Source organism: Mycobacterium interjectum, from assembly GCF_900078675.2.
Lineage (GTDB): Bacteria > Actinomycetota > Actinomycetes > Mycobacteriales > Mycobacteriaceae > Mycobacterium > Mycobacterium interjectum.
The window spans coordinates 4319625-4345409 of record NZ_LT546237.1 but is presented as its reverse complement, the minus strand read 5'-3'; the positions used below and the strand labels follow the sequence as shown (position 1 = coordinate 4345409).

The following is a 25785-nucleotide window of genomic DNA, read 5'->3' as shown; positions in this document are numbered from 1 at the left end:
ACTGCCGCCCACAAATCAACCGACCCTCAAGGAGATTCATCGAAATGCCGCTCCCCTACAAACCCGGGTCCCATGGCCCGGAAATCGAATACTGGCAGGCATGGTTCAGGCGCGAGTACCGGGCCTACGCGCCGCCGGAAGACGGCTACTACGGCAAGGACGAAGTCGCCGCGGTCAAGGAAATGCAGCGCCGCCTAGGCCTGTCGCAATCGGGAGAATTCGACGCCACCACGGCAAGCCGCGTCGGATACGTGCCACCGGCTCCGGGCCTGCGGCCCATCATGTTCACCGTCGAAGGGCATAGTTCGAACATGTTCGCCGGGCCGGTCGCCGACACCGCCGGCCAACTCGAGGCCGAAGGCCTGTGTCACCACCAGCCGATCGGTTACAACAACGGCCCGATTCCGTTCGACAACGCCAGCGGTGTCAACGAGTTGGCCCGGCTCGTCGGCTCCGAGGTCATGGATAGCCTCGTACCCTTCCCGAAAGGCACGCCCTGGTCGCTGGGCGGGTTCTCCCAAGGCGGCATCGTCATCTGCGACTTTTACTTCGACTACCTGGCACCCGGTAAGCCGCTGGCGTGGCGAACGCCGGATCTGAAAGGCGTTCTGGCCTATGGTACTCCAGGCCGCCAGGCCGACAGCATCGCCGACTGGGCCCGGTCGTGGATCACCCAAGCCGGCAGCCATGGGCTCGACCCGATCCGGCGGTTCGGGCTGCCCGGCTGCCCGGACAAGCCCGATTTCTGGGTTGACGTGTACCGCGAGGGCGACATCTTCGCCGAGAACACCGACGACAAATCGAGTGAGGTGAAGGCCGCCGTGTACCAGGCCGTGGCGCGCGCCGACTTCTTCTCCAACCCGTTCTCCGTCGCCGCGCAGATCGCCATCCTGTTCGGGCAGCCGGTCGAGGAGGTCTTGGCGATTGTCAAGGCCATCGTGAGCGGCGTGGCGTTCCTGGGCGACCAGCCCAATCCGCACTACTCCCCGTACGACATCAGCGGCGGAGTCGCTTGGATGCGCGATCGACTGCGTAGCTGAACCGAAGCGTCGCGGTCAGCCCTGTTCGGCCGGCTCGTACCGCAGCATGGTGACGTCGTGCTCGGGGTAGTCGAAGAACACCGGCCGCACCCGCATCCCCACCCGCAGGGCTTCCGGCTCGACGTTCACCATCTCGGTGGAAAACCGTGGGCCCTCATCCCATTCGACGATGGCCAGCAGCTGCGGAACCGCGTCGGCGAAGTGCGGGCCGACGGGGCGGCGGGCCACGGTGAACGAGTACAGCGTTCCCATGCCGGATATCTGCCGCCACTCCAGGTCATCGGCTAGCGTGCGCGGCGCGCGCACCCGCGGATAGAACACGTAGGTCTGCGACGACGGCGAGTACTGGATGACGATGCGGTGTTGCGCCAGCGCATCCCAAAATGGCGCGGTGGTCGGCGTTTTGACGGGCATCGGCCGCTGGAGGTCCATGGTTCAGTCCCCCTGCAGGATCAGCGTCGTCTGCTCGGACAGGATGCCGCCGTTGCCGGACACGAAGGCGCGGTTGCAATCGGCGACTTGGGCCGCGCCGGCGCGGCCCATGATCTGGCGGGTGGCATCGCACACGTGATGCATCCCGCCCGCCAATCCGGCCTGACCAAACCCCAGCTGCCCACCGGCGGTGTTCAGCGGGAAGTCGCCGCGGAAGGTCAGGTCGTGCTCGGCGACGAAGTCCATCCCCTTGCCCTTCTCGCAGAAACCGGCGTCCTCCAGCGACAACAGCACGGTGATGGTGTAGCAGTCGTAGATCGACACCATGTCCATGTCGGCACGGCTCAGATCGGTCATCGCGAAGGCGGTGTCGGCCGCCGCGGCGATCGGGGTGTGCAGCAGATCCTCGGCGTAGGTCGGCGTCTTGAACGGCACATGCTCACCGAATCCCTTGATCCAGACCGGGCGATTGCGCGACCGCCGCGCCAGGTCGGCGTTGGCCACGACGACGGCCGCGCCCCCGACGCAGGGCATGACGATCTCGAGCATGTGCAGCGGGTCGGCGATCACCGGGCTGGCCAGCACGTCGGAGATGGTGAGCGGCTTGTCCTTCCAGATCGCGCCGTCGGTGTGGTTGGCGTTGACTCGGGTGTCTACGACGAGCTTGGCCATGGCCCGCTCGTCGTAGCCGTAGACCGCCGCGTAGCGCTGGGCCACCTGACCGTAGGGGCCGTTCTGGCCAAGGTTGCCGTACGGGATCTCGAACTCGGCCTGCGGAGAACCGTATTGGTTGCTCGAGGAACCGAAGTACAACGCATCACCCAGCGATCTGGGCTTCTTGGCAGACATGGGGGTGATGTACCGGGCGGGCAGCGCGCACAGCACCGCCTCGCAGATGCCGAGTTCGATGGCGGCGGCGGCCCGCCACACCATGGCCGCGGCGCTGGCCCCGCCGAGGTCGACGTGTTCGGCGAATCGCGCTCCCACGCCGAGGTATTCGGCGATGGTCGAGGGCACGAAAATCTCCGACTCGGCCAGGTGCGAGGCCACGATGCCGTCGACGACCTCGAACGGCAGTCCCGCGTCGCCCAGTGCGGCGGCACCGAGTTCCGCCCATTGTTCGATGGCGAACGGGGCGGGCGACGCCTTGGTCATTCGTTCCGGCGGCAGCTCGACGTATCCGACGATCGCGGCCTCTCCACGTAATCCCATGCTGTGTCCTTATTTCCGCGGCAGCCCGAGGATCATCTGCGCGATGATGTTCAGCTGGATCTCCCTCGTTCCGCCGCCGATCAGCTCGGCCGGGAGATGCAGGTAGGGTTCCACGACCGCGGCGTCGGCGTCATCGACCATCGCCACCTGGCCGGTCAACTGCAGCGTGGCCTCGAAAGTACGGCGCAGCAACACGTTCATCGCGACCTTGGCGATGCTCGACGCCGGGCCGGACGCCTGGCCGTCGAGCAGCCGGATGGTTTCCCGCACGCCGAGCGCCCGGATGGCGTTGGTGTAGGCGTCGAGTTCGCCGAGCTCGCGCAGCGCGTCTTCACGATCCGGCCCGGGCTGTGCGGCCAGCCGGCGTAGCGCGACGGCCCTGTCGAACTTGACGTATCCACTGATGGCCGAGCGCTCTTCGGCCATCGTGGCGATCGCGAGGCTCCAGCCGTCGGTGGGACCGCCCAGCAGCATCTCGTCGGGGACAAAGACGTCGTTGAGAAACACCTCGTTGAAGTGCGCCTGACCGGTCGCCGTCTTGATGGGCTGGATTTCGATGCCGGGGGATTTCATATCGACGATGAAGTAACCGATGCCGCGGTGCTTGCTGGCTTCGGGATCGGTGCGCGCCAGCAGCGCGCCCAGGTCGGCATACTGCGCCAACGACGTCCAGATCTTGTGGCCGTTAATCCGCCAGCCGCCGTCGACCTTGGTCGCCCTGGTGGCCAGCGACGCGAGGTCCGAGCCGGCACCCGGCTCACTGAACAGCTGGCACCAATGAATATCGCCACGTTGGGTCGGCGGAATCAACCTTTCCTGCAACTCTTTTGGTGCGGCGGCCAGCACCGAGGGAAGGATCCACTCGGCGATGTTGAGCGACGGCCGAACCAGCCCGGGCCGTTTGGCGAACTCCTCGTCGATGATGAGCTGTTTGAGCGGGCCCGCATCGACGCCCCACGGCGCCGGCCAGTGCGGCGCCATCAGACCGGCGCCGGCGATCAACGTGCGCTGCGGCCCGGAGGCCTGGTCGGGGTAATCGCCGTGCGGAGCCGGTGTGTCGTTGCGCAACTGCATTGCCGCATCCAGCGTCTCGGAGACCCAGGAGCGGAAGTCCGACTCGGCGTCGCCCAGATTGACCGACATATCGCGTTGCCGGGTGCGGGTCAGTTCGCCCAGCCGCCGGGCCCAGCGATTGGCCGGACCGATCGATCCGGCCAGGCTGATGGCCCGCCGCCAGTAGAGATGCACGTCGTGTTCCCAGGTGAAACCGATGGCGCCGAGCATCGTCAGGACATCGAGGACCAGATCCGGGATCGGCGAGACCGCGATCACCGCAGCCCCGGCCGCCGCGAGACGGTGCTGGTCGGGCGGCTCGTCGGCGGCGCGCATCGCATCCCAGGCCGCCGCGCTCGCCAACTCACTGTTGACCAAGAGCATCGCCGCGTTGTGCTGCAGCGCCTGGAAGGTCCCGATCACCCTGCCGAACTGTTCCCGCGTGCGTAGGTGCGCCGTGACGGCTTCGACGCACCACTGCGCGATCCCGGCCGTCATGCCGGCCACCAGTCCCACGGCGACGCACTGCGCGCGGTCGGCGTCGATCCCGGTCAGCGCCGGCGCCTCGGGCCGGTAGTCGTGCAGCCGCAGGATGCCGACATCGGTGACCAGGTCGGTTCCGTGTACGGATTCGATTGCCGCCATCGGCTTTTCGGTGTCGACCAAGACCCACACGAGGTCGCCGTCCCCGGTTCGGGCTGCCACCAGGATCACCCGCGCCGAACACACGCCCGCGGTGACCTCCGACTCGCCACTGAGCAGCCATCCCTGGCCGTCGGCCCGCGCACGGAAGTCGGCGCCCTCGGGAAGGACGACCGCCGCGGGTGACCCGGATGCGAGGTCACGCAGCAGTGATTCGGCGGTTGGCGTCGGATCGGCCAGCAGCGCAACGGCTCCCGCCGTCACGGTGGGCAGCAAAGGGCCGGGCAGCAACGTCTTGCCCGCGGATTCGAGTACACATGCCGCGTCGATCAGCCGTCCACCTTGCCCACCGAGGCGCTCCGGCAGGTGCACCGCGTGAAAGCCACTGGCGGCCAGGGCGTCCCACCATGCCGGGAGTCGTCCCGACGCAAGTGCGTCGAAACTGTCACGGGTCTCGGCGATCGGGGCGTGCCGGGTGGCGAACTGGACGACGGCGTCGCTGAGGGCCTGCTGCTCGGGGCTCAGTCCTAGCGTCATGGTGGCGAGCCCACGCGGCTGAGACGACACGCCATCGAAGACCGCTGCCCTTTCTTTACAAGACGAACCGTCTCGTCTTGTGGCAGACTACCGGGGGTAGTCGGGATATGTAAAGCGGGCTGATGCAGCAGTGAGGATCTCCACATGCCAAGCGATCTCACCCGGGTGAGCCCGCCGCGGCGCCGCAGCGAAAAGTCGCGTACGGCAATCGTCACGGCCACCCGTGAGCTGCTGCTCGAGCGCGGGTTCGACGGGCTGACCATCGAGGCGGTCGCCGCCCGGGCCGGGGTGGGAAAGCAGACCATCTATCGCTGGTGGCCCAGCCGTCCCGCCCTCGTCGCCGACGTCATGCTCGAGGACGCCGACAAGATCCTGGCGTCGGTCGACCACACCGATGACGTGTCCGCCGACCTGGTGCGGTGGGTGGGCAGGCTCGTCGCGAGCCTGACGACGGCGCGGGGCATGGCGATGCTGCGGATCTTGACCGTCGCCGGCATGGAGCACGAGGACACCGCCGCCAGGCTGCGCGCCGGGTTCAGCGCGCCGCTGCACGACAGCGTTCGGGCTCGGCTCGTCGCCGACGGGGTCGATCCGGCGGCCGCGGAGTCGGCGGCGGACGCCATCGTGGGCGGCGTGGTGTATCCGATACTGTCTGAGCCGCAACAATATTCACGACGCCGGGCGGAACGCACCACCCGGATCATCGTCGACGCCCTCGGGCCGCGCAGCCGACCATGAGCGCAGCGGACGCAACAACGCGTTCTTCTTGTAGTAGTGCTCCGCCATGCGCCGCATGATGTTGTCGAGCACGGTTACCGCCTCGTCGAGGTAGGGGCCCTTGTTCAGCATCACGCACTCGGCCCGCTCGCTCATCGCCGCGTCGCTGATCTCGGCACGCGACGGGAGTCCGGTCTTCGCGAGTTGCTCCAGCACCTGCGTCGCCCAGATCACCGGCAGGTGGGCGGCCTCGCAGAGCCACAGAATTTCCTCCTGTAGCTCGGCCATCCGCTCGTAGCCGCACTCGACGGCAAGATCGCCCCGGGCGATCATCACCCCGACCCGCGGCCGGCGCATCGCGGTCAGCAGCAGCTGTGGCAGGTGTTCGAAGGCGCGTCGTGTTTCGATCTTGAGCACGACGCCCAGGTGGTCACCACCGAGCCGGTCGAGCTCAACCAGCAGCCGCTCGACATCGCCCGGGGTGCGGACGAATGACATATCGACCAGATCCGCCAGTTCGACCACGGCGGAGAGGTCGGCGACGTCTCGGTCGGTGACCGCCGAGATCGGCAAATCGGTGTCGGGCATGTTGACGCCCTTGCCCGCCTTCAGGCGGGCTTCGCCTTGCTCCGGGTGATCGATGCGCACGGTGAGGACGTCGCGGTCGACCGTTAGCACCCGCCCGCCGATCCTGCCGTCGTCGAAGTGGACCGCATCGCCCGGCTGGGCGTGATCGAATGCCTCGGGCAGGGTACAACCGATCCGCGGAATGGTTGGACGACCGTCGACCGGGGCCGGGGAACAGTCGCGGGTCAGCTGCAAGAGGTCCCCGGCGCGCAACATCAAGCTCTGTTCCGTCTCCGGGAGCGGGCCGACTTCGGTCGGCTCCCCGCCGCCGTCGGCGCGCAGCGCCGTTCCTGTTTGCAGGTAGGTCGTCTTGGGCGCGGTCATCACGAAGCCGCCCCAGGCAGGCTCGTCGACCGCATTGAGCACCAGGCGGCGCCTGGATCCGCGGGCGTCCCGCAAAACCAGTACATCCCCGCTCGCGCGGCTGGTCAGCCATGGCCGCGGCACCGTAACCACCGCCATGCCGGCCTCCGGCGGAGGCATCGGGTCCTCGGTGGACGTCAGCCATGCGCGCGCCGGGCTGACGACCTGACCGAGGGTGTTTCGTTGCGGACTGAGTTTGACGACGCGGGGTCCCGGTTCCAGCGGCCCGGTCCGCAGCTTTGGCCCGGCCAGATCCATTGCCACCAGGCATGTTCCACCGGCGCGTGCCGCCGCGTCGCGAACGTGGTGCGCCATCGCACGCCATGCCCGTGGGTCGTCGTGCGCGCAGTTGATCCGCGCGATGTTCATGCCGCGGCGCACCAAGCCGCGGACCAGGTCGGCATCGGTCGCGGCCGACGACGGCAGCGTGACCATGATGCGGGTCAAACGATGCGGTAGTTGCGGGCCCAGCAGCTCCAGCGTGTGACGGCGCAGAATCTCTGGCCCCTGTTCGATGGGCACGGCCGAGGGTGGGGGTGGCTGCCAGGTTCCGTCCACGATGGCGGCGATCGCCGAGCGAACGGCCAAAAGCGTCGCCTGCACGTGTGCTTCGCTGCGGCCCAACGACGAAAGCCCGAACGCCGCGAGGCCGGTCTGGAGCTCCCTCAAATCGAGTTGCCGAATCGCCCAGTAGTGCACCAGGTTTCGCGCGCTTGTCCGATGCTCGGGCGCGACGGCGGATAGCCACTCCGCCCACGCGAGCTCGGCATCCGACAATCGGGTCAGCAGGCCGCTTACCCGCCCGAGCAAGCCAACCAATGGCCGCGCGCTGTCGGTCTCGAGCGACGGCCGTGGGCCGGGCGGGGCGCCGCGCAATCCGTCGGGCATGCGCTCACTGGGCACGGCGACTCCTCGTTCGAAGCCTTACGGCCATTTGGCGTTAACGTCTATGTAACGGTCCTCGATGCGAATCATCAAGGCAGACACCAACTTAGTCGTGGTCGCTGCGCCGCGGGGAGAGGAATTGGTCCCCAATCCGCGGCGGCGCCATGGCGCCGAGGGAATCGACTCCGACGGCCGCTGCCGCGCCGCCCGTCAGCCACGAAGGGCGCCGGGCTCGCCGGTCTTTGGTTGCGGGTAAGCTTTTCGCAACGTGACAGAAATCTTCAGCAAAGGCGGGTTACGCCGCCGACGCTTGAGGGGCGGCCGTGGACGAAGATTGCCTGAAGCTCAGCGTCTATTTGGCCGAGCGGCGACGCACCCGCGACGGCATCGTCTCCGACGTGCTGCTCGGCCTGTTTGAACAACACCGCATCGCGAGCAGCATCGTGCTGCGCGGCATCGGCGGCTTCGGAACGGGGCGCCACTTCCGGACCGACGAGTCGTTGACGCTGTCGGAGGACCCCCCCGTGGTGGTCGTGGCCGTGGACACCAGGGAGGCCATCGAGGCCGTACTCGACCCGGTGCTTGCCGTCAAACAGCGAGGGCTGCTCACCCTCGAGCGCGCGCGTCTGCTGCGCGACGGCATCGGGCCGCTGGAGCTTCCCGATAACGTGAACGAGGCCGTCAAGCTGACCGTTTACGTAGGACGCAAGGAGCGCGTTTACGGGGTGCCGGCCTACGTCGCCATTTGCGACCTGATGTATCGGCGACAACTTGCCGGCGCGTCGGTATTCCTCGGCGTCGACGGTACCGCTCACGCGCAAAGGCAACGAGCGCGCTTTTTTGGCCGCAACCCCGACGTCCCCATGATGGTCGTTGCCGTCGGGTCCGGCGAGCGGATCGCCCGGGTACTGCCCGAACTCGGCGGGCTGCTGCGGCGACCGATGATCACGGTCGAACGGGTGCGCGTGTGCAAGCGCGATGGGGAACTCCTGGAACGGCCGCACGCCCTGCCGGGATTCGACGAACACGGCCTACCGATGTGGCAGAAGTTGATGATCTACACCTCGGAGTCCGCGCATCACAACCGTGCGCCGATTCATCGCGGCCTGCTCCAGCAGCTTCGAAAACGGAAGGTGCCCGACGGCGCGACCGTTATACGCGGCATCTGGGGCTTCCACGGCGACCACCAACCGCACGGTGACAAGCTTCTTACTCTCAGCCGAGACGTCCCCGTCGTCACCGTCATCGTCGACACCCCGGACAACATCGCCGAATGCTTCGACGTGATCGACGAACTCACTCAGGACGAGGGACTGGTCACGAGCGAGATGGTGCCCGCCTTGGTGTCGGACGAAGGCGATAACGGCCAGGGCAGACCCCCCATGGCCAACCATCGCTATTAGCGCGATCGACTGGAAACGCCGTGGTGGAGTGCATTTCGATGCGCGTAGCCGACGCTTAACGCGTCCGAAACAAGGATCGGGATTGGCATCGGACAACAGCTCGGGCTTCAAAGTCGTTGCGATGAGCCATCATTAACGCCGATGGGGCCCTTCACCGATTGGCATTGGGTCCGGGTAGGCGCGGGATGCAAGGATCCCGTTGCATGCCGTGGGCCGAATCGAAAACCCCGGTGCCGTCAATGGACGAGGCGATTGCACGGAGGGCGCGTGGCACCATCGTCGAAGGTGTTGGCCGGCGTGACTTCGTCCGGGCTCGGTCTCTCAAGTGGTCGATCGCGCCGTGGGGATCGCCGGGGAGATCGCCAATGCGCACTTCAGGTGATCGGCCCGTGCGGGATCAGCCGGCGACCGAAGCCTCATAGATCGACTGGATCGACTTGTCCAGCGTGGCGTTGAACTGCTCGTCGGACTGGTCGACCGAGAGGCCCTCGGTGAGCGCGCGGCTGAAGCTGGCGATCAGCCCCGTGTTCTTGGCCAGCAGCTCGTTGGCCTCGTCGCGGGAGTAGCCGCCGGACAGGGCGACCACCCGCATCACCTTCGGGTGTTCGATCAGGGGACGGTAGAAGTTGACCTCGGTGGGCAGGCTCAGCTTGATCATCACGCGCTCCCCGTCGGGCACGGTCTCCAGCTGCTTGGTGATCTCGTCGCGAAGGATGCCCTCGGCCTCGGCCTTGTCCGGTATCGAGATGGTGACCTCGGGCTCGAGGATGGGCACCAGGCCGTGCGACAGCACCTGATGGCCGACCTCGAACTGCTGGGCGACAATCGCGGCGATGCCCGCCGCGTTGGCGCCGCCGATCACCGACCGCTCCTTGGTGCCGAAGATGCCCTTGCTCACGGCCCGCTCCAACAGGTCGTCCAGTCCCGGCATCGGCTTCATCAGCTGCACATCGTCGGACGCCTCCGCCAGGCCCTTGTCGATTTTGAGGATGGGCACCACGCCCTTGGTCTCCCAGAGGTAGGTGGTCGACGGCTTGCCCTCGATGTCGCGGTCCATGGTCTGCTCGAACAGGATCGCCGCCAGCACCCGGTCGCCGTTGAACGCCGGGGAGGTGATGATCCGCGAGCGCATCTCGTGGATCAGGTCGAACATCTCCTCCTCGGAGGAGTACGCGTCCTCCTTGATGCCATACAGGCGCAGCGCTTTGGGCGTCGAGCCCCCGCTCTGGTCGAGCGCTGCGATGAATCCCTTGCCCGATGTCATCCGGTCGGCTTGCTGCTGGTTCGGCATGGAACTTCCCCACTCCCTCGTGGCACTGTCGGGTGCCGATCATATTCGTCCCATCGGGGCGCGAGCAGCCAGGTCGTCAGTCGGTCCCGCAGGATGGGGTGTGCGGGCCGTGGTCACTGCAACGCGGCTTCAGCGCGTCGATGACCTCGTCCGCGGTGAGGATGGCGCTGGCGTAATTCGGCATATTGACCTCGAGAGCGGCGTGCATTTCCCTGTCCGAATAGCTGGCGGTCGCGTCCTTGACCACCGTGACGTCATAGCCGAGCTCGGCGCCGTACCGAACGGTCGCCTCGAGGCAGGTGTGCGCGATGAGCCCCATCATCACGAGCCGATGGATGCCGCGCTTCTTGAGTAGCAGGTCCAAGTCGGTGTTGGCGAAACCGCTGGAACACCAGTGCTCTTGGGCGACGAGGTCACCCGGTTGAGGCTCGAACCCGGGGCGGAGTTCACCGCCCCAGGTTCCGTATTCGAACGTCCTGCGCGACCACGCGGCTTTCTGAATCGGCGCGATGTACTTCCAAGTCTCGTAGTCGCCGGGCCGGTAACGGTGGTGCAGCGCGTAGCAAACGCGGATGCCCGCGGCTCGTGCGGCGTCGAGGACTTGACGCATGTGCGGAACGCACCCGTTGGCTTCGGCGACGCCCTTGAGGCGATCCCACACCTTTCCGCCCTCGGAGATGAAGTCGTTGTACGGATCGATCACAACCAGGCCGGTGAGGTCCTTCTCGTACGTCACGTCGGTCATATTCGCACGACACGGCGGTCACACCGCGGCCTCGTCCTCCCGCCGTGCGGCCCGCTTGCTGGGCCAGACCGCCATGCGGTCCAGCAGCCCGTCCCCCAGCACCAGCGTGTGGAACAGCACCGCGCAGACGTGGGCGGTGAACGTCAGGAATAGCAGGAACGCCCCCACGTTGTGGGCCTGGCGGAGCACCGCGTACAGGTCGAGGTTGTGCGGCGCGATGCCCGGGAGCTGAAGCGGCCCCGCCAGGGTGATCGGGAATCGCGCCGCCGAGAGCATGGCCCACCCGATCAGGGGCTGCAGCAGCAACAGCGCGTACAAGAGGTATTCCGACCAGGACGCGATGCGCCGTTCGGCGCGGCTCATCGTGGCCAGGAAAGGTGGCAGCCGGTGGGTGAGCCGGTTCGCCAGCCGCACGACGGCGAACGCGAGGATCAACACCCCCAACGGCCGATGGATGGCCAACAGCAGCGGGTAATAGCGCAACGAGGCGATCATGATCACGCCGATGAGCAGCTGCGCGATGACCATCGGCGCCATCAGCCAGTGCAGAATCCGGGAGGGGAGGGCGAAACGCCTTGGTGCGATGGCGGTTTCGTTCGCCTGGGCGGTCATGCGAGCACCTGCGCCACGTTGACCTCGCTGGGCGATTTGGGCTCCTCGGCGCGGCGCGTGGAGGAGCGCGCGTACACGGCCGATCTCGCCGGGGGCAGCGGATCGTCGGACGCGGTGATGCCGTCCGGCAGCACCAACGGATCGAAGTTGATATCTCGCGCGTTGCCGGCCTGCTCGGTCTGCACCGCGGCGATGGTGATGGTGCCGGCGTCGATCGACCGCCGCGACTGCGGCCACCGTTTGGTGGCGTCGTTGGTCGGATCGCCCGGCTCTCCGACGGTGAGCACCAGCCGCCACTTCAGTGGCCCCTGTGCCAGCGCGCGGATGAGGTCGTCGAAGAGGTAGTCCTTGCCGCGCGGTGGCTGCGGGCCGCCGGCCCCGACGGCGTTCTGCGGAACGACCGACCAACGCACCGGAACCGTCGCCCCGGCGCTGTTGGTGAACCAGAACGCGTTGAGCCCGTAAAACGTGCTGTCCGCGAACCCCGCACTGGGCGGCGACTGCTTGATGATCTTCATTGCCGCGACGGTCTCGGGATGGCGATCGAGGAATGCGGCTATCTGCTGCGGGTCGGGCTTGCCGGTGCCGGGCACCGGTCTGAACGCGAGCAAGCGTTCATAGAAGCCCTCGGGGGTGCTGTCGGTGAAGACAGGCAGGTTGATCATCGCGGTGCGCCACTGCTGGCCGCCCGCCTGGAACAGCAGCCCGAGACCCCGCACCGTGTCGGGCTTGTCCGCCTGATCCGGCACGCCGCCACCTAGCGAGAACCGGCCGACGAGCGGAACGGTGCCCACCCGGAAGACCGCCGCCCGGCAGATGGCCGCGCCCGCCCCGTTGCTCGCAAAAGAGCCGGTGGCCGCGAGCCCTTTGGCATGGTTTCGCCGGAAGCCGTCATGACGGCCGGCGACCTGCTCGAAGCGATCGGCGAACCGTGCAGGGGTAAGCGGCGTCGGAGTGCCCGGCCGCAGCCAGCCGCCGGCGTAGGCGAACCCGCCCACATCCACCGCCGCGAAGCCGGCGACCGCGCCCATGCCGAGCAGGGCGCTTCGTCGGGTCAGCGCGAGGCGGCGCGCGGGCCCGGTCTCACCGGTTTCGTCGTCCGGGTCGCCATCGTGATCACCGGGCTCCATGCCCACCGTCCCTCCCCCACTTTCCGGGCCAAGCCGCGCAGCCTGGGAACGAAATCGGTGGACGCATTCACCCACGGGAGGCTGCCGTGCGCAATATCTGCGGCGAGGATCGCGCACATTCGGACTACGGCAGGGCGCCCGGATTCGTTCAGTCGGATTGGACACAAAGCGACGGCCGCAGGCGTCGTTTTCGCCATGGCCTAAAATTGTCTAAACACGTGCGGCTGCGCCGCCGCTCAGCGGTGCAGAAGAGATGGAGCCTTTCTCCCTGACAAGGCGTGTTACGCGGGTTGAGTCGACAGCCCCGGCTTGGCAAAGGCTGTGTGATTTCTCGGTGTCCCGCAAGGGGCGAATGTGAGTGACGAAGCATGATCGAACAATCCGGCAATTCAGTCGATCCGACGACCTTCGACGTTGGAAAACACCAGCTAGACGACGCGGTCGTGCTGAGCGTCTCGGGTGAAGTGGACATGCTCAGCGCGCCGCAGCTCGCCGAGGCGGTACGCGCCGCGCTGGCCGAGCGACCGCCGGCGCTGGTCATTGACCTGACCAAGGTCGATTTCTTGGCCTCGGCGGGGATGACCGTCCTGGTGACGGCGCAGGCCGAGGTCGCGCCGCCGACGCGATTCGCGGTCGTCGCGAACGGCCCGGCCACCAGCAGGCCGATCAAGCTCATGGGCTTGGACAAAGTCTTGGCGCTCTACAGCACGCTCGACAGCGCGCTGAGCCGCATCGCCGATGGGTGAACCCTGACAGAGTGAGGATGCAGCTGGGCGATGGGACGCTCCGAACACGGGCCGGATGAGGTGTCCGACATCGATGACCGAACCCGCTTCGTGCGGAGGCGGGTGGCCGCCGACGCGCGAAGCGCCGCTCGGATCCGAGCGGAGTTCAAAAAGTGGCTCGAGAGGCACTTCCGGCTGGGCGCCGAGCGCAGCAACGACCTGCTCCTTGCGGTGAACGAAGCGCTGGCCAACGCCGCCGAATTCGCGTACGTCGACGCGCCGCGGCACGGGACCATGGACCTCAGCGCAGCCTACGACGACGTTGCCGACACGCTCGCCGTCACCGTCAATGACCGCGGCCGATGGCGCCGGAAGCTGCCCGAGCCGGCCGCCGTGCCGCGCCGGCCACAGGTCCGGGGGCGCGGCATTCCGCTGATGCGGGCGCTCGCCGATCGGGTGACCATCGACCGCACCCCCCGAGGGACACACGTCACCTTGGTCTGGACCGACCTGTCACGACGGGCCGAGCGGTCCAACGCCTGAAAACGCGTCAGGTCGCCGGCGCGAGGACCTGCTGGATGCGTTCGTCGCGCGGCAGGACGGGACCGTCCTCGAGGGGTTCCTCGACTCCCAGTTCGGTGAGCCCCGCTTTTGTCATGAGCGACGTGCCGTAGGCGGCGAGCACGAGCTTTTGGTCGTCGCTGTGGCCGTCGTCGATCAGCATCGCGCCGATGAGGCAGATGACGGCCATCTTGTAGGCATTGAACGCGCGGTACCACGGGCGGTTCTGGATCGCGATCCCGCTGGCCGACTCGTAATGCGCGAGCAAGGCGTCGATGTCGGGCGCCGCGGGGTGGGTGCTGAGGCCGACGGGCTGCATCCACAGCATCTCGAGCCAGCCGATGTCGGTCAGCGGGTCGCCGACCGTCGTCATCTCCCAGTCGAAGACCGCGCTGACCTCGCCGCCGGCGAACGCGAAGTTGCCCGGTTTGGCGTCGCCGTGCACCAAAGTGACATTCGGGCACGGCTCCGGCTTGTCGGACCGCAGCGCCTGCTGCAGCCGTTCGAGGGCGGGCAGGCGGCCGCGCTTGACCCGGTCCAGCTCCGCCGCCCAGTGGTCGAGCTCACGGTCCAGGTGGTCGCCGCCGCTGTCGAGCGCGTCGAGCCCAGTGCGTGCGAGGTCGACCGTATGGATGGCCGCGAGTTGTTCGGCCAGGCTCTGACACATCCGCGCCACGACCGAGTCGGCGACGTCGGTCGGCGCCTCCATCTCGTAGACCCGGCCGGCGGCCCGTTCCATCACGAAGAAGGGTCTCCCGAGTACCGCGCCGGTTTCCTCGAGCCACAGCGCCCGGGGAACACGGACCGCGGTGTTCGCCAGCGCACGCAGGATGGTGAACTGGCGCGCCAGGTCGTAGGGCTCGAGCAGTGCCGGCGGTTTGGGCCGCAGGCGCAGTACCGCGTCTTGGCGGTGATCGCGGTCGCCGCGGCGGGTGACGATGCTCAGCATCACCATTTCGGCCGAATGCCCGAAGTTCACCCGATCAAGGCCTTCGACGCGCACGTCGTCGGCGTCGGGCAGCTGCGCACGCAGCCAAGCCGCCAGGCGCTGACTCACGTTGTCGTCCAACATCATTGACGGACCCCTTCCCCGTCTGCCGGCAGGCGGTCCACCGGGGTCTTGTCCTGGGTGAACGCGGACATGTCCATCGCCGCCCAGTTGGGGTAGCGACGGTAGCCCTGTCCCCCGACCAGCAATTCGAAGACTCCCCAACCGGTGTCGCCGTCCTGCTCGAAGCGCATCAGTTGATCAAGCGCCATCGACTTTCCCTCGGTCTCCCCGAGCTGCTCGTAATCGGTGCTATCCCAGCGGAAATGGATGAAGTAGCGGCCGCCACCCAGGTCTTCGTACTCGCAATGCGCCATGGGCAACCCGTAGTAGGCGTTGACGTGCTGATGCGGAGCGTCGGCGAACAGGCGGTAGGCCTTGCCGTCCTCGTCGGTGAACACCAGCGCCGCGCGGGCGGGGCGCTTGCGGTCGCCGTCGAACTCGATCTCGTGTTCGATCTTGACGAATCGCTTCGAGAGCGTGCCGTCCTCGTGCGTGACGCCACCATCGACGTAATTGACCGTGCCGTCGGTGGATTCGATGACCCAGGCCTCGATGGCGTAGTCATCGAACCCGGCGTCGAGCCACAGCCAGAAGTCGATCTTGTCCGAAACGCGCACGCCGAACGTGCGGTCCCGGCCGCCGCGGAACCCGTCGACGCTGGTCCGTTCGCCGCCGATCTGCACCCAGCCGCTCCATCGCCCGGGCTCCTTCATGTGGTACATGTCGGCCAGCGTCTGGCCGTCCTTGTCGCGCACCTTCATCGGCAACAGCTCCCACATCGGGGCGGTGGGCTGGTAGTACAACTCCCACTCGATGCCCGAGTTGTTCGGTTCGACGTCGAGCCGCCACTTCTTCAGCGGCTCGACGCAGGTCCAGCGCATGGGCCCGGCACTGAGGTCCGCGCGGTCGTCGCCCGCCACCGGCCGGCCGGCCAACAGATCCCAGTGCCGACCGTCGGCGAGGCTGACCTTGACGTAGCCCAGCCCGCTGGCGGTGTTCGGGTTGTTGCCGTAGCCGCTGGCCAGCAGCATCGTGCCGTCTGGCGAGGCGGCGAAGAAGTAGCACCGGTCCGACCACGTCGGGTCGGGATCGTGCACCCGGTCGAAGGTCGTCGGGAGCTGGTGGGTGAATGACTCGTCGGCGGCGGAGTACCCCATCATTGCCCTCTCTGCCATGCTGATCGCCTGCGCCGTAACATGATTCGGCGACGCACGGTTGGACAGCGGCTGCCCGGCGCATCAGATACTGAAGTAGCACAACGCATCCCGTAGCATCGGCGCCATGGAACCGAGCCGGTGGTGGGGGGACGACCGCGCCATCCACGACGACGAAGAGGCGCGCGGACTGATCCTCGACGCCGCGGGCCGCTGCATCGTCCGCCGCGGCAACACTCAATTCCGGATGGGCGAGGTGGCCGACGAGGCCGGGGTGTCGCGATCCACGGTGTACCGGTACTTCCCCGCCCGCGACGACGTGCTGCTGGGCCTGATGCTGATGCGGGTGGACAAGGCGCTGGGCGACCTGGTGACATCGCTGCCCGCGCCCGACGACCCCATCCGCTCGGTTCCCGAGATGGTCCTGGCGCGGGTCGAGTCGGTGGACGGCAACCCGCTGAACGAGGCGCTGTTCGCCGCGGAGAGCACCGCGGTGGCCACCGCCCTCGAGAAGGGCTCGGAACCCCTCGTGGACTTACTGCTGCGGCACTACGAGCCATTGCTGAACCGGTGGAAGGCGGCGGGGCGTCTCTACGACGATCTCGACCCCCGGTCGATCGTCCAGTGGCTGCACACCGCGACGTTGTTCCTGCTGGCGCCCTCCTGGCGGCGCCGCCCGGCGGCCGACAAACGACAATTCGTCGAGCAATACGTGGTGCGGGCGCTGGTGCCACAAATCAGACAATAATCTGGTATTGTCTGAAGTCCAGACATTCGGCTAGTTTTGTCTGACGGGGCGCTGTGGCGATTGCGGCCCGCTCCGCCGGTGACGGGCATACCGAACCAGGACGGTTATAGATGAAAAATCTTGCGGGACAGGCGTTGTCCGTCGCGGGCTTGGCCGCTCACCTGGGCCACGGCGTCCGCCGCGTGACCACCGACGCCGTGGTGGGCGGGCGCCTGGGGCTGCCCCGCACCGTCGAAGACGTCGACGCCGGGGTCCTGTCGAAGGTTTTGGGGACCACCGTCAGGTCGGTCCGCGTCCTGGACCGGGACGCGGGGACGTCGTCGCGGGCCCGGCTGGTGCTGACCGGGAAAGACGTGCCCGAGTCGGTGTTCGTCAAGGTCGCCGCCAAGAGCGCCGCCACCCGGTTGATGGGCGAACTCGGCCGGCTGGGGCAGACCGAGGTGCGCTTCTACAACCAACTCGCGCCGCAGCTCACCGGCCTGCCGTATGCCTACGGCGCCGCGTTCGACAGCTGGACGGGCCGGTACCTGCTGGTGCTGGAAGACCTGCCCAGCGAGTCGTGCGAGTTTCCCGACACCCTGCACCCGATCTCCCCCGACCAGGCCAGCCTCATCGTCGAATTGCTCGCCGACCTGCACGCCGCCTTCTGGGACCGGCTGTCGCGCGACGGTCGCGGGCCGCTCGGCTGGCTCTACACCCCATCCGGAGACGTCACGTCCCTGCTGACCGGGTCGCTGATGCACGCGTCGATGAAGCGCCTCGCCGAGCGCAGCCCGTTCCCCGTCGACAACGGGCGCTTCATCGCCGACAACTATCGCGCGGTCGCCGCACTGATCGACACTCCCCCGCACACCGTCATGCACGGCGACGCCCACCCCGGCAACATGTACTTCTACGGGGGCAAGGCGGGTCTGTTGGACTGGCAGGCGGTGCGGCGGGGTCACCCCTCCCGCGAACTGGCGTACACGCTGATCACCAGCCTGACGCCGGAAGACCGGCGGGCGACGCAACGCGACCTCCTCGACGACTACCGGCGCGCGCTCGCGGCCGCTGGCGGACCCGACCTGGACCGCGACGACCTGTGGCTGCGGTACCGCCAGAGCGCGCTGTACGGATATGTCGCTCCGCTCATCACTGCCGGGATGGGCGGAATGCAGGTTGAAGGCATCGCCATGGAGGGTCTGCGGCGCGGCGTGGCCGCGCTCGACGACCTGGAAACCGTTGCAGCGCTGAAGAGTTCTCTCTAGCGCATCGATGCGATCGCGCGCTCGTGGCGTTCGGCCGCGAAGTTCCGGCGATTCATTGACTCGATCTATCCGGAGGAATATCGTCAGTAGTTACGCTACGCTGCGTAGCGTAATGCCGCGTGTCTGACGTCGACAACGCATGGCGACAAGGAGAGGCCCTCATGTTCGACCTGAAGATCACCGGTGGCACAGTCGTCGACGGCACGGGCGCGGAGCGCTACCGGGCCGACATCGGCATCAAGGACGGCGTGATCGTCGACGTCGTCCGGCGCGGCGCCGACGACCCCGCGATGGCGGGGGAAGCGGCCGAAACCATCGATGCGACAGGGCATGTGGTGGCTCCCGGGTTCGTCGACATCCACACCCACTACGACGGCCAGGTGAGCTGGGACGGGCTGCTCGAGCCCTCCAGCGGCCACGGCGTCACGACGATCGTGACCGGCAACTGCGGCGTCGGTTTCGCGCCGGTGCGGCCCGGCGCCGAGCAGTGGCTGATCGAGTTGATGGAGGGGGTGGAAGACATCCCCGGCACCGCGCTGACCGAGGGCATCGAATGGGGCTGGGAGACCTATCCCGAGTACCTCGACGCGATCGGCAAGCACAAGTTCGCGATCGACGTGGGCAGCCAGGTCGCCCACGGCGCCGTCCGCGCCTACGCGATGGGCGAGCGGGGTGCCCGCAACGAGCCGGCGACACCTGACGACATCGAGGCGATGGGCAGGCTGGTGCGGGAGGCGATCGAAGCCGGCGCGCTCGGCTTTTCGACATCGCGCACGATGGGCCACCGCGCGATGGACGGCGAGCCGGTCCCCGGCACCTACGCGGCCGAGGACGAGCTGTTCGGCCTCGGGCGGGCGATGGCCGCCGGCGGCCAGGCGGTGTTCGAGCTCGCCCCCCAGGGATCCGCGGGCGAGGACATCGTCGCGCCCAAAAAGGAACTGGACTGGATGCGGCGGCTGAGCGGTGAGATCGACCGGCCGGTGTCGTTCGCCCTCATCCAGGTGGATGCCGACCCGAACCTGTGGCGCGAGATGCTGGACCTGTCCGCGGACGCGCACGCCGAGGGCGCCCGGTTGTACCCGCAGGTTGCGGCGCGGCCGTTCGGCATGATGATCGGATTCCAGGGCCATCACGGTTTCAGCCACCGGCCCACCTACCGACGGCTGAAGGCCGAGTACGGCCGTGCCGAGCTCGCCCAGCGCCTGGCCGACCCCGCGGTGAAAGCCGCCATCCTTTCCGAGGACGACCTGCCCCCCGACCCGACCCTGTTGTTCGACGGCATGTTCGCCCTGGTGCAGCACTCGCTGGGACGGCTCTTCGCGCTCGGTGACCCGCCCGACTACGAGCCCACCCCCGACCGCACCGTCGCGGCGATCGCCAAGGCCCGCGGCGAGGACGCGCTGTCGACGCTGTACGACCTGATGCTCGAGCGGAACGCGACCGCGATGCTGATGCTGCCGCTGTTCAACTACGCCGAGGGCAACCACGACGCGATCCGCGAGATGCTGCTGCACCCCGCCGGCGTGCTCGGGCTGTCCGACGGCGGCGCCCACTGCGGGATGATCTGCGACGCTTCCTATCCCACCTTCCTGCTGACGCACTGGGCGCGCGACCGGCACCGCGGCGACAAGCTCGCGCTGGAGTACGTGATCCGCAAGCAATCCCGCGACACGGCTCACCTGTTCGGTCTGACCGATCGCGGCACCATCGAGCCGGGCAAGAAGGCCGACATCAATGTCATCGACCTGGACGCCCTGACATTGCATCCCGCCGCGATGGCCTTCGACCTGCCCGCCGGCGGAAACCGGATCCTGCAGGGAGCCAGCGGTTACGCGGCCACCATCGTCAGCGGGACCGTGACCCGGCGCAACGACGTCGACACCGGGGCACGCCCCGGCCGGTTGGTGCGCGGAGCGCGCTAGGGCTGCACGCGTGAACGCGCCCACCGGCAATCCGGCCCGCATCCGGGACGAGGACGCGATCGGCACCCCGCCACAGTGCCCGACCCTGGTGCCGGCGCAGCGCTACTATTCCCCGGAGTTCGCGGCGCTCGAGATCGAGCGGATGTGGCCGAAGGTGTGGCAGCTCGCCTGCATGGTCGACCACGTCGCCGAGCCGGGCGACTATTTCGAGTACCGCTGCGGCCCCTACGGGGTGCTGATCGTGCGGGGCGACGACGGGAAGCTGCGCGCGTTTCAGAACGCCTGTCGCCATCGCGGCAACACCCTGTGCGCGGGCTCGGGTTCGGGACTGCGCGAACTCAAGTGCGGCTATCACGGCTGGACCTGGGACCTGGCGGGCATGCTCAAGCGGGTGCCCAACCGCAAGGGCTTCGGCTCGCTGCGGATGTCCGACTTTCCGCTGGTTGCGGCCCGGGTCGACACCTGGGAGGGGCTCGTCTTCGTCAACCTCGACATCGACGCGATGCCGTTGGCCGACTACCTGGAGGCGGTGCCCGACGACATCGCCTGGTGCCGGCTGAGCGACTTCCGCTGCTACGCGACGCTCACCATCGACGTCGAGGCCAACTGGAAGACGATCGCCGATGGCTACAGCGAGACCTACCACATCCAGACCCTGCATCCCGAGCTGCTGCGCTGCGTCGATGACATCCATGCGCCACAACAGATCTGGGGTCACACGGGCAAGTCCGACCAGCCGTACGGGGTGCAGAGCCCGCGCTTTGACGGCGCGCTGAGCGACGAAGAGGTCTGGGACGCCTACGTCTACACCCAGGGCGCGCTGATGGGCGCCGCCGAAGGCACGCCGTTTCCTGCCGACGAGCGCCGCCCCGGGGAGACGGTTGCCGACGTGATCGCGGCGCGCACGCGGGCGTTTGCGGCCGGCCGCGGCGTGGACCTCGACTGGGCCGACACCGACCGGATCACCCGGCTGCACCAGTACAACGTGTTCCCCAACATGACGCTGCTGGCCAACGCCGACCACCTGACCATCATGTGCTCCCGCCCCGGCCCGGATCCCGATCACGGCGAGCTGGTCATGTTCCTGATGACCCGGATGGCGCCCGGCGCGCCGCGCGGCAAACCGGCGGAGGTGCGCTCGACGGCCGGCGAGGCCGAACCGGGCCTGGTGCTCACCCAGGACATCCGCCTGCTCGCCGGCCTGCAGCGCGGTCTGCACCAGCCCGGCTTCACCCACCTGGTGCTCTCCAGCGAGGAACGGCGCGTGATCAACATGCATCGCAACCTCGAGCGCTACCTCGACCTGCCCGACGCCGAGCGGATGAGCGGCGATCAAAAGGTGTCGACGTAATTGGTGTAGACCTCCCGAAAACGGGCATCGGCGAATTAGAATCCCGGCTTGTGACGAGTGCGTCCGAGGCGTGGGGTTACGAACGGCGGCAGCTCATGCATCAGGTACAGGTGCGATGTCAGGCACTCGGTCGAAGGCGTGCGCGACGGCTGTGTCACCACTTCGAGCGCGTCGGCGTGCACACCGCTCCCGAGCGGCTGCAGCAGATGGTCGCGGGCGCACCCGTCGCGGACGACGAGGTCACAGACGTCAATTTCGCCCTGATCGCGATGCAGCTGAACCGCGAGGCGCGCGGCGCGCGGGTCAAGCGCCTAAAGCGCCAGGGCACCCGTTCGCTGATGTTCGCCGGCCTGGTCCTGGTCGTCCTGAACTTTCTCTTCTGCCTCGCCTACGTCCTGCTGAACCTGGCCCAGCAGGCCACCCCGATGTGAATCCGCGAGCGGCGCGCTTCCGCCGTCACGGTGCACCTACAACGGTTCGTCGCGGGATTGCGCGTCGCTCGCCGAGACCGCGTCGAGCCTGAACACCGCGCAGCGGCCCGCGAGGGCCTCGAACTCATCCGGGGTTCCCCGCCGCACCAGCCCGGAACGCTTGAAGAAGCCGACGCCCCGGGGCACCTTGGCGGGAAACGCGCGCAGCACCGGGCGCGCTTGCTCTGCGGTGAGCTCGACGAAGGTGACACGTTCCGACTGGCGACCTCGCGTGACGGTGCCCGCGCCGGCCGCGCGCGCGTTGAGCACCCAGTCCGCGCGGGGATGGCCGCCGACGACGTAGACGCCGGCACCCAGCGCGAACGGAGTCGCCGGCGTGCTCCGTGGCCGTCCCGACTTGCGGCCCGGCACCGTCAGCACCCGCACCGGTCCGGTGGCGATACCCAGCTTCTGCACGGCCATGACGGCCTTGTTGATCGGTTTCAGCCAGGCCGGCGGTTTGAAGTCGGACATTTCGCACCATTGATATCAATCTGGCTGATATATGTCAAGGCGCCTGATGCCGGACGGCGCGTTATGCCGGGCCGCGCCCGTCGCCGGCCAGCTTGAGCAGCAGCCGCGTGCCGCCCAGCGGACTGGCGTGCAATGAGGCCGAGCCGCCATGCAATTCGGCTTGCTGGGCGACGAGCGCGAGCCCCAGCCCGGAGCCCGCTCGTGACGCGGTCGACCCGCGGGAGAAGCGCGCGAAGACCGCGGTGCGTTCGCCTTCCGGAACGCCGGTGCCGTTGTCGTCGACCGCGATCTGGACGCCCTCGGCGGAACTGCTGACGTTGAGCTGGATTTCGGTGGCCCCACCGTGCTTGACCGCATTCGCGATGGCGTTGTCGATGACCAGCCGCAGCCCGGTGGGCAGCCCCACCATCAGCACCGTGGGCGACGGCACCAGCGACACGTCCACACCGGGGTAGATGCGAAGCGCGTCGTGCGCGGCGCGATCCAGGAGCTCGGTGATGTCGAAGGGGACAAAATCGTCGACGGTGGTCAGCTCCCCCTGCGCCAGCCGTTCGAGCGCCGTCAGCGTCGCTTCGATCCGGCTCTGGGTGCGGATGACGTCGCCGATCACCTCGTGGCGCTGCTCGGCGGGTAACTCCAAGGTGGACAACACTTCCAGGTTGGTGCGCATGGCGGTCAGCGGGGTGCGCAGCTCGTGCGAGGCGACGGCGGCGAAGTCGCGGGCCGACTCGAGCGCGGCCTTGGTGCGCTCCTGCTCGTTGCCGATGCGGGCCAGCATGCCCTCGACCGCTTCGGCGATCTCCACGGCCTCGCGGACGCCACGGACCTGCACCTCGTCGGGACTCGACTGAGCGTTGATGGCGCGGGCCTGCTGGGCCAGCAACAGGAACGGATTGACCATGATCAGGGAGATCACCCAGCCGACCAGCACCGTGCCGCCGATGACGCTGCCGCAGATCAGCAGGACCCGCAGGTGTAGTTCGTTGATTCGATGCTGGGCCTCGGCCAGCGGCGCGGCGAGCGCGATCGAGGCGGGTCCGGCGGTGAAGGTGCGCACCCGGTACTGCACCCCGTTGATGGTGGTGTTGGCGTAGCCGTTGGGAAGTTGGGGCAGCACGATGTTGCCGGGAACGGACACTGTCACGTCGCCGATGCGGGCGGTGCGGACCAGGTTGCCGTCCGGAAGGGGGTGGTCGGGGGTGGTGAGCTGCCCACCGTTGATCAACGTATTGATGTCACCCAAACTGCTCACCGAATCCAGTCGGCGATCGAGCTGGCTGTACTGATCGTTGGTGACGCCGATCCACACCCATGCCCCCAACAGGACGACGAGAGTGATCACCGACAGCGCGGCGACGATGACGATGGTGCGCAGCGACAGCACACGCATCGGGAGGCGAACTGGGCCGAACACGGGAGCATCGGGGGTCATTGCTCACCCCATCCGTGGCGGCCGCCGACGCGCCCGACCGGCGCCGTCGGTCAGCCGGCTCCCGGCAGCGATTTCATGTGTCATCGCGCCTTGCGTGTTCGCCCCGGGGTTGGACATCGACCTCAGGATATAGGCGTGGCGTTTGCCGCCCGCGTTGGCACACGGGTGCGCGCGCGTGTCCCGGCGAGCGACGCCGGGGCGATCAGCTCATCTGGAGGCCGGCGGCACCGCCTCCACCAACGTCAGCTGGACGCCGCGCCGGTCGGCGCTCGACGGCTTCGCTTCGGAATTCTCGGGTTCGAAGAGCTCTTCGACGGGGCGGTGAGCGAGCCGGCCCCGCTCGATGGTGCCCTGGAATCGGACGGCGCCGCCTCGGGCCAGGTGCAGTCGGTGCCAATCGCTAATCGCCTGGTACGCAGCGTGGTCAAGGTAGTCGACCGCGATATTGACCGTTGCGGTGGCACCTTCCGGCACCGATGCCAGCACGCGGGTCAGCCGTGGTAGCGCGAGAAAGGTGCACGCGCCCCCGACGTCGACGCGCCACTGTGCACCCACGGGGCACGCTTCCACCTTGGCCCGCAGCACTCGCCAGCCCGTCAGCGCGATGGCCAGCGCCAGCCCGATCATGACGCCCTGCAAGAGGTTCAGGAACACGACCGCGGTCACGGTGACGACATAGATGGTGAGATCCCCGCTGCGCATGGCGGTTTCGATGTGGGCCGGCTTGAGCAGCTCCACTCCGATGACGATCAGCAGCCCCGCGAGGGCGGCGGTGGGGATCTGTTCGACTAACTCGGCAAAGGGAAGGGTGAACAGCAAGATCCACACGCCGTGCATGACCGAAGACGCGCGGGATTTGGCCCCGGCGTTGACATTAGCCGCGCTGCGGACGATGACGCCGGCGATCGGCAGGCCGCCGATCGCGCCCGAGGCGATGTTCGCGGCGCCCTGCCCGATCAGCTCGCGGTCGAAGTTGGTGCGCGTCCCGTGATGCATCCGGTCGACGGAAACCGCCGTCAGCAGGCTCTGCACGCTGGTAACGAGCGTCACCGTGATGACGGCGATCACGACGGCGGTCCAATCACCGTGGGGCAACGCGGGTAACCGCAGCGCGTCCAGCACCGATCCGTCCAGTTCGATGCGTGGCACGTCGAACGGGAAGACCACCGAGATGACCGTCACCACCACGATGGCGACCAGTGCGCCCGGAACGCGGGCGACCTTGGCCGGTACCCATTTCCATGCGACCAGGATGGCGACCACCAGAATGCCCAGCAGCACCCCCGGCCGGTGGGCGCCGAGGACCTGGCCCGGAAGGCCGGCAACGTTTTGCCAGGCAGTGCTTTTGGATTGACCGCCGAGGAGCACGTGCACCTGCTGAAGCGCGATGGTGAGCCCGATTCCGGCCAGCATGGCATGCACGACGACGGGGGAGATGGCCAGTGCCGCCCTGGCAACGCGGCTGAGACCCAACAGGACCTGCAGGGCGCCCGCGGCGGCTGTAATCAAACACGTTACCCCCCAGCCAAACTCGGACACCACATCGGCGACGACAACGGTGAGTCCGGCCGCCGGGCCGCTGACCTGTAGCGGTGACCCGCCGATGCATCCGGCGACGATCCCTCCGACGATCGCGGCGATCAGCCCGGCAAGTACCGGCGCGTTCGACGCGATGGCGATACCCAGCGACAGCGGGAGCGCGACCAGAAAGACCACCAGTGACGCGGGCAAGTCGTATCGAATGATGGAGCGCAGACGGTCGTTTCGCCGCGAGTGAGCACCCCGATTGCCGGGTTCTTTGACGTGCCGCATCGGTCGCTTCCTCGCTAGGTTTTAAGGGCCTTTTCGCCATCCGCTCCGCACCGCTGCGGTGTGGATTACGTAATCGTCTGGAGCGCAGTCAATTACAAGCACGACAGTCGTTGTCGCTCGACTGGGAACGCCTCGCTCCCGATTTCGAC

At 67.7% G+C, this 25785-nt stretch carries 23 protein-coding genes; 10 read left to right on the top strand and 13 right to left on the bottom strand.

Annotated features, from left to right (window positions below; translation table 11 throughout):
• The first annotated feature begins 44 nt into the window (after positions 1-44).
• Positions 45-1040, top strand: coding sequence for a peptidoglycan-binding domain-containing protein (locus BN4348_RS55560; protein ID WP_084454629.1), 996 nt, complete (start codon positions 45-47; stop codon positions 1038-1040).
• A gap of 15 nt (positions 1041-1055) precedes the next feature.
• Here the strand turns inward: BN4348_RS55560 and BN4348_RS55555 are convergent, their stop codons facing one another.
• The 3 genes from BN4348_RS55555 to BN4348_RS55545 are packed head-to-tail and all read right to left on the bottom strand — an operon-like array spanning position 1056 to position 4916.
• Positions 1056-1472: a Zn-ribbon domain-containing OB-fold protein gene (locus BN4348_RS55555; protein ID WP_066917191.1), complete on the bottom strand. Its 417-nt coding sequence runs from the start codon at positions 1470-1472 to the stop codon at positions 1056-1058.
• A 3-nt stretch (positions 1473-1475) separates the two neighbouring features.
• Positions 1476-2684, bottom strand: a complete 1209-nt coding sequence (locus BN4348_RS55550) for a thiolase family protein (RefSeq protein ID WP_066917190.1) — start codon at positions 2682-2684, stop codon at positions 1476-1478.
• Positions 2685-2693: 9 nt separating this feature from the next.
• Positions 2694-4916, bottom strand: coding sequence for an acyl-CoA dehydrogenase (locus BN4348_RS55545; RefSeq protein ID WP_066917189.1), 2223 nt, complete (start codon positions 4914-4916; stop codon positions 2694-2696).
• 144 nt (positions 4917-5060) lie between these two features.
• Here BN4348_RS55545 and BN4348_RS55540 point away from each other — a divergent pair, with 144 nt between their 5' ends.
• Entirely contained in the window at positions 5061-5654 is a 594-nt protein-coding gene (locus tag BN4348_RS55540) for a TetR/AcrR family transcriptional regulator (protein WP_066917188.1), read from the top strand.
• Here BN4348_RS55540 and BN4348_RS55535 read toward each other — a convergent pair.
• Positions 5586-7511, bottom strand: coding sequence for a pyruvate kinase (locus tag BN4348_RS55535; protein WP_084454627.1), 1926 nt, complete (start codon positions 7509-7511; stop codon positions 5586-5588). The genes BN4348_RS55540 and BN4348_RS55535 overlap by 69 nt on opposite strands.
• A 320-nt stretch (positions 7512-7831) precedes the next feature.
• Here BN4348_RS55535 and BN4348_RS55530 point away from each other — a divergent pair, with 320 nt between their 5' ends.
• Positions 7832-8911, top strand: a complete 1080-nt coding sequence (locus tag BN4348_RS55530) for a DUF190 domain-containing protein (protein ID WP_066917187.1) — start codon at positions 7832-7834, stop codon at positions 8909-8911.
• A 397-nt stretch (positions 8912-9308) separates the two neighbouring features.
• Here BN4348_RS55530 and BN4348_RS55525 read toward each other — a convergent pair whose 3' ends face one another.
• From BN4348_RS55525 to BN4348_RS55510, 4 genes are all read right to left on the bottom strand, one after another.
• Complete coding sequence (locus tag BN4348_RS55525) at positions 9309-10202, bottom strand: fructose bisphosphate aldolase (protein WP_066917186.1); 894 nt, start codon at positions 10200-10202, stop codon at positions 9309-9311.
• Between the two features lie 76 nt (positions 10203-10278).
• Positions 10279-10947 carry a cysteine hydrolase family protein gene (locus BN4348_RS55520; protein ID WP_066917185.1) on the bottom strand — a complete coding sequence of 223 codons (669 nt, stop codon included), beginning with the start codon at positions 10945-10947 and terminating at the stop codon, positions 10279-10281.
• An 18-nt stretch (positions 10948-10965) separates the two neighbouring features.
• Positions 10966-11559 carry a cytochrome b gene (locus BN4348_RS55515; protein ID WP_066917184.1) on the bottom strand — a complete coding sequence of 198 codons (594 nt, stop codon included), beginning with the start codon at positions 11557-11559 and terminating at the stop codon, positions 10966-10968.
• The gene (locus tag BN4348_RS55510; RefSeq protein ID WP_276002525.1) at positions 11556-12689 is read right to left on the bottom strand and encodes a catalase family peroxidase; all 1134 of its coding nucleotides are present in this window, start codon (positions 12687-12689) and stop codon (positions 11556-11558) included. Before BN4348_RS55510 ends, BN4348_RS55515 begins: the two co-directional genes overlap by 4 nt.
• A gap of 368 nt (positions 12690-13057) precedes the next feature.
• Between BN4348_RS55510 and BN4348_RS55505 the strand changes: the two genes are divergently transcribed.
• Together BN4348_RS55505 and BN4348_RS55500 are read left to right on the top strand one after the other, a co-directional pair.
• The gene (locus tag BN4348_RS55505; RefSeq protein ID WP_066917183.1) at positions 13058-13435 is read left to right on the top strand and encodes an STAS domain-containing protein; all 378 of its coding nucleotides are present in this window, start codon (positions 13058-13060) and stop codon (positions 13433-13435) included.
• Between the two features lie 60 nt (positions 13436-13495).
• Positions 13496-13957: an ATP-binding protein gene (locus tag BN4348_RS55500; RefSeq protein WP_066917201.1), complete on the top strand. Its 462-nt coding sequence runs from the start codon at positions 13496-13498 to the stop codon at positions 13955-13957.
• Between the two features lie 7 nt (positions 13958-13964).
• Here BN4348_RS55500 and BN4348_RS55495 read toward each other — a convergent pair whose 3' ends face one another.
• Together BN4348_RS55495 and BN4348_RS55490 are read right to left on the bottom strand one after the other, a co-directional pair.
• Positions 13965-15050: a phosphotransferase family protein gene (locus BN4348_RS55495; protein ID WP_066917182.1), complete on the bottom strand. Its 1086-nt coding sequence runs from the start codon at positions 15048-15050 to the stop codon at positions 13965-13967.
• Positions 15047-16183, bottom strand: a complete 1137-nt coding sequence (locus BN4348_RS55490) for a DUF7064 domain-containing protein (protein WP_211145825.1) — start codon at positions 16181-16183, stop codon at positions 15047-15049. The genes BN4348_RS55495 and BN4348_RS55490 overlap by 4 nt, the downstream gene beginning before the upstream one ends.
• A 124-nt stretch (positions 16184-16307) precedes the next feature.
• On the opposite strand from BN4348_RS55490, the gene BN4348_RS55485 reads away from it, so the two are divergent.
• The 5 genes from BN4348_RS55485 to BN4348_RS61920 all read left to right on the top strand — a co-directional run bounded on the left by BN4348_RS55485 (position 16308) and on the right by BN4348_RS61920 (position 21879).
• Positions 16308-16928, top strand: a complete 621-nt coding sequence (locus tag BN4348_RS55485) for a TetR/AcrR family transcriptional regulator (RefSeq protein WP_066917180.1) — start codon at positions 16308-16310, stop codon at positions 16926-16928.
• A gap of 110 nt (positions 16929-17038) precedes the next feature.
• The gene (locus BN4348_RS55480; protein ID WP_066917179.1) at positions 17039-18175 is read left to right on the top strand and encodes a phosphotransferase; all 1137 of its coding nucleotides are present in this window, start codon (positions 17039-17041) and stop codon (positions 18173-18175) included.
• 161 nt (positions 18176-18336) lie between these two features.
• Complete coding sequence (locus BN4348_RS55475; protein WP_066917178.1) at positions 18337-20097, top strand: N-acyl-D-amino-acid deacylase family protein; 1761 nt, start codon at positions 18337-18339, stop codon at positions 20095-20097.
• 10 nt (positions 20098-20107) lie between these two features.
• Positions 20108-21448: an aromatic ring-hydroxylating oxygenase subunit alpha gene (locus BN4348_RS55470; protein ID WP_066917177.1), complete on the top strand. Its 1341-nt coding sequence runs from the start codon at positions 20108-20110 to the stop codon at positions 21446-21448.
• 50 nt (positions 21449-21498) lie between these two features.
• Positions 21499-21879 (top strand): hypothetical protein, encoded by a 381-nt coding sequence (locus BN4348_RS61920; protein ID WP_235852824.1) that lies wholly within the window; start codon positions 21499-21501, stop codon positions 21877-21879.
• Positions 21880-21915: 36 nt separating this feature from the next.
• On the opposite strand, the gene BN4348_RS55460 is transcribed toward BN4348_RS61920, so the two are convergent.
• The 3 genes from BN4348_RS55460 to BN4348_RS55450 all read right to left on the bottom strand — a co-directional run bounded on the left by BN4348_RS55460 (position 21916) and on the right by BN4348_RS55450 (position 25636).
• On the bottom strand, positions 21916-22392 hold the full coding sequence (locus tag BN4348_RS55460; RefSeq protein WP_066917176.1) for a nitroreductase family deazaflavin-dependent oxidoreductase: 477 nt from the start codon (positions 22390-22392) through the stop codon (positions 21916-21918).
• Positions 22393-22453: 61 nt separating this feature from the next.
• Positions 22454-23782, bottom strand: coding sequence for a sensor histidine kinase (locus tag BN4348_RS55455; RefSeq protein WP_066917175.1), 1329 nt, complete (start codon positions 23780-23782; stop codon positions 22454-22456).
• Positions 23783-24031: 249 nt separating this feature from the next.
• Positions 24032-25636, bottom strand: a complete 1605-nt coding sequence (locus tag BN4348_RS55450) for a SulP family inorganic anion transporter (RefSeq protein ID WP_066917174.1) — start codon at positions 25634-25636, stop codon at positions 24032-24034.
• Positions 25637-25785 lie beyond the last annotated feature (149 nt).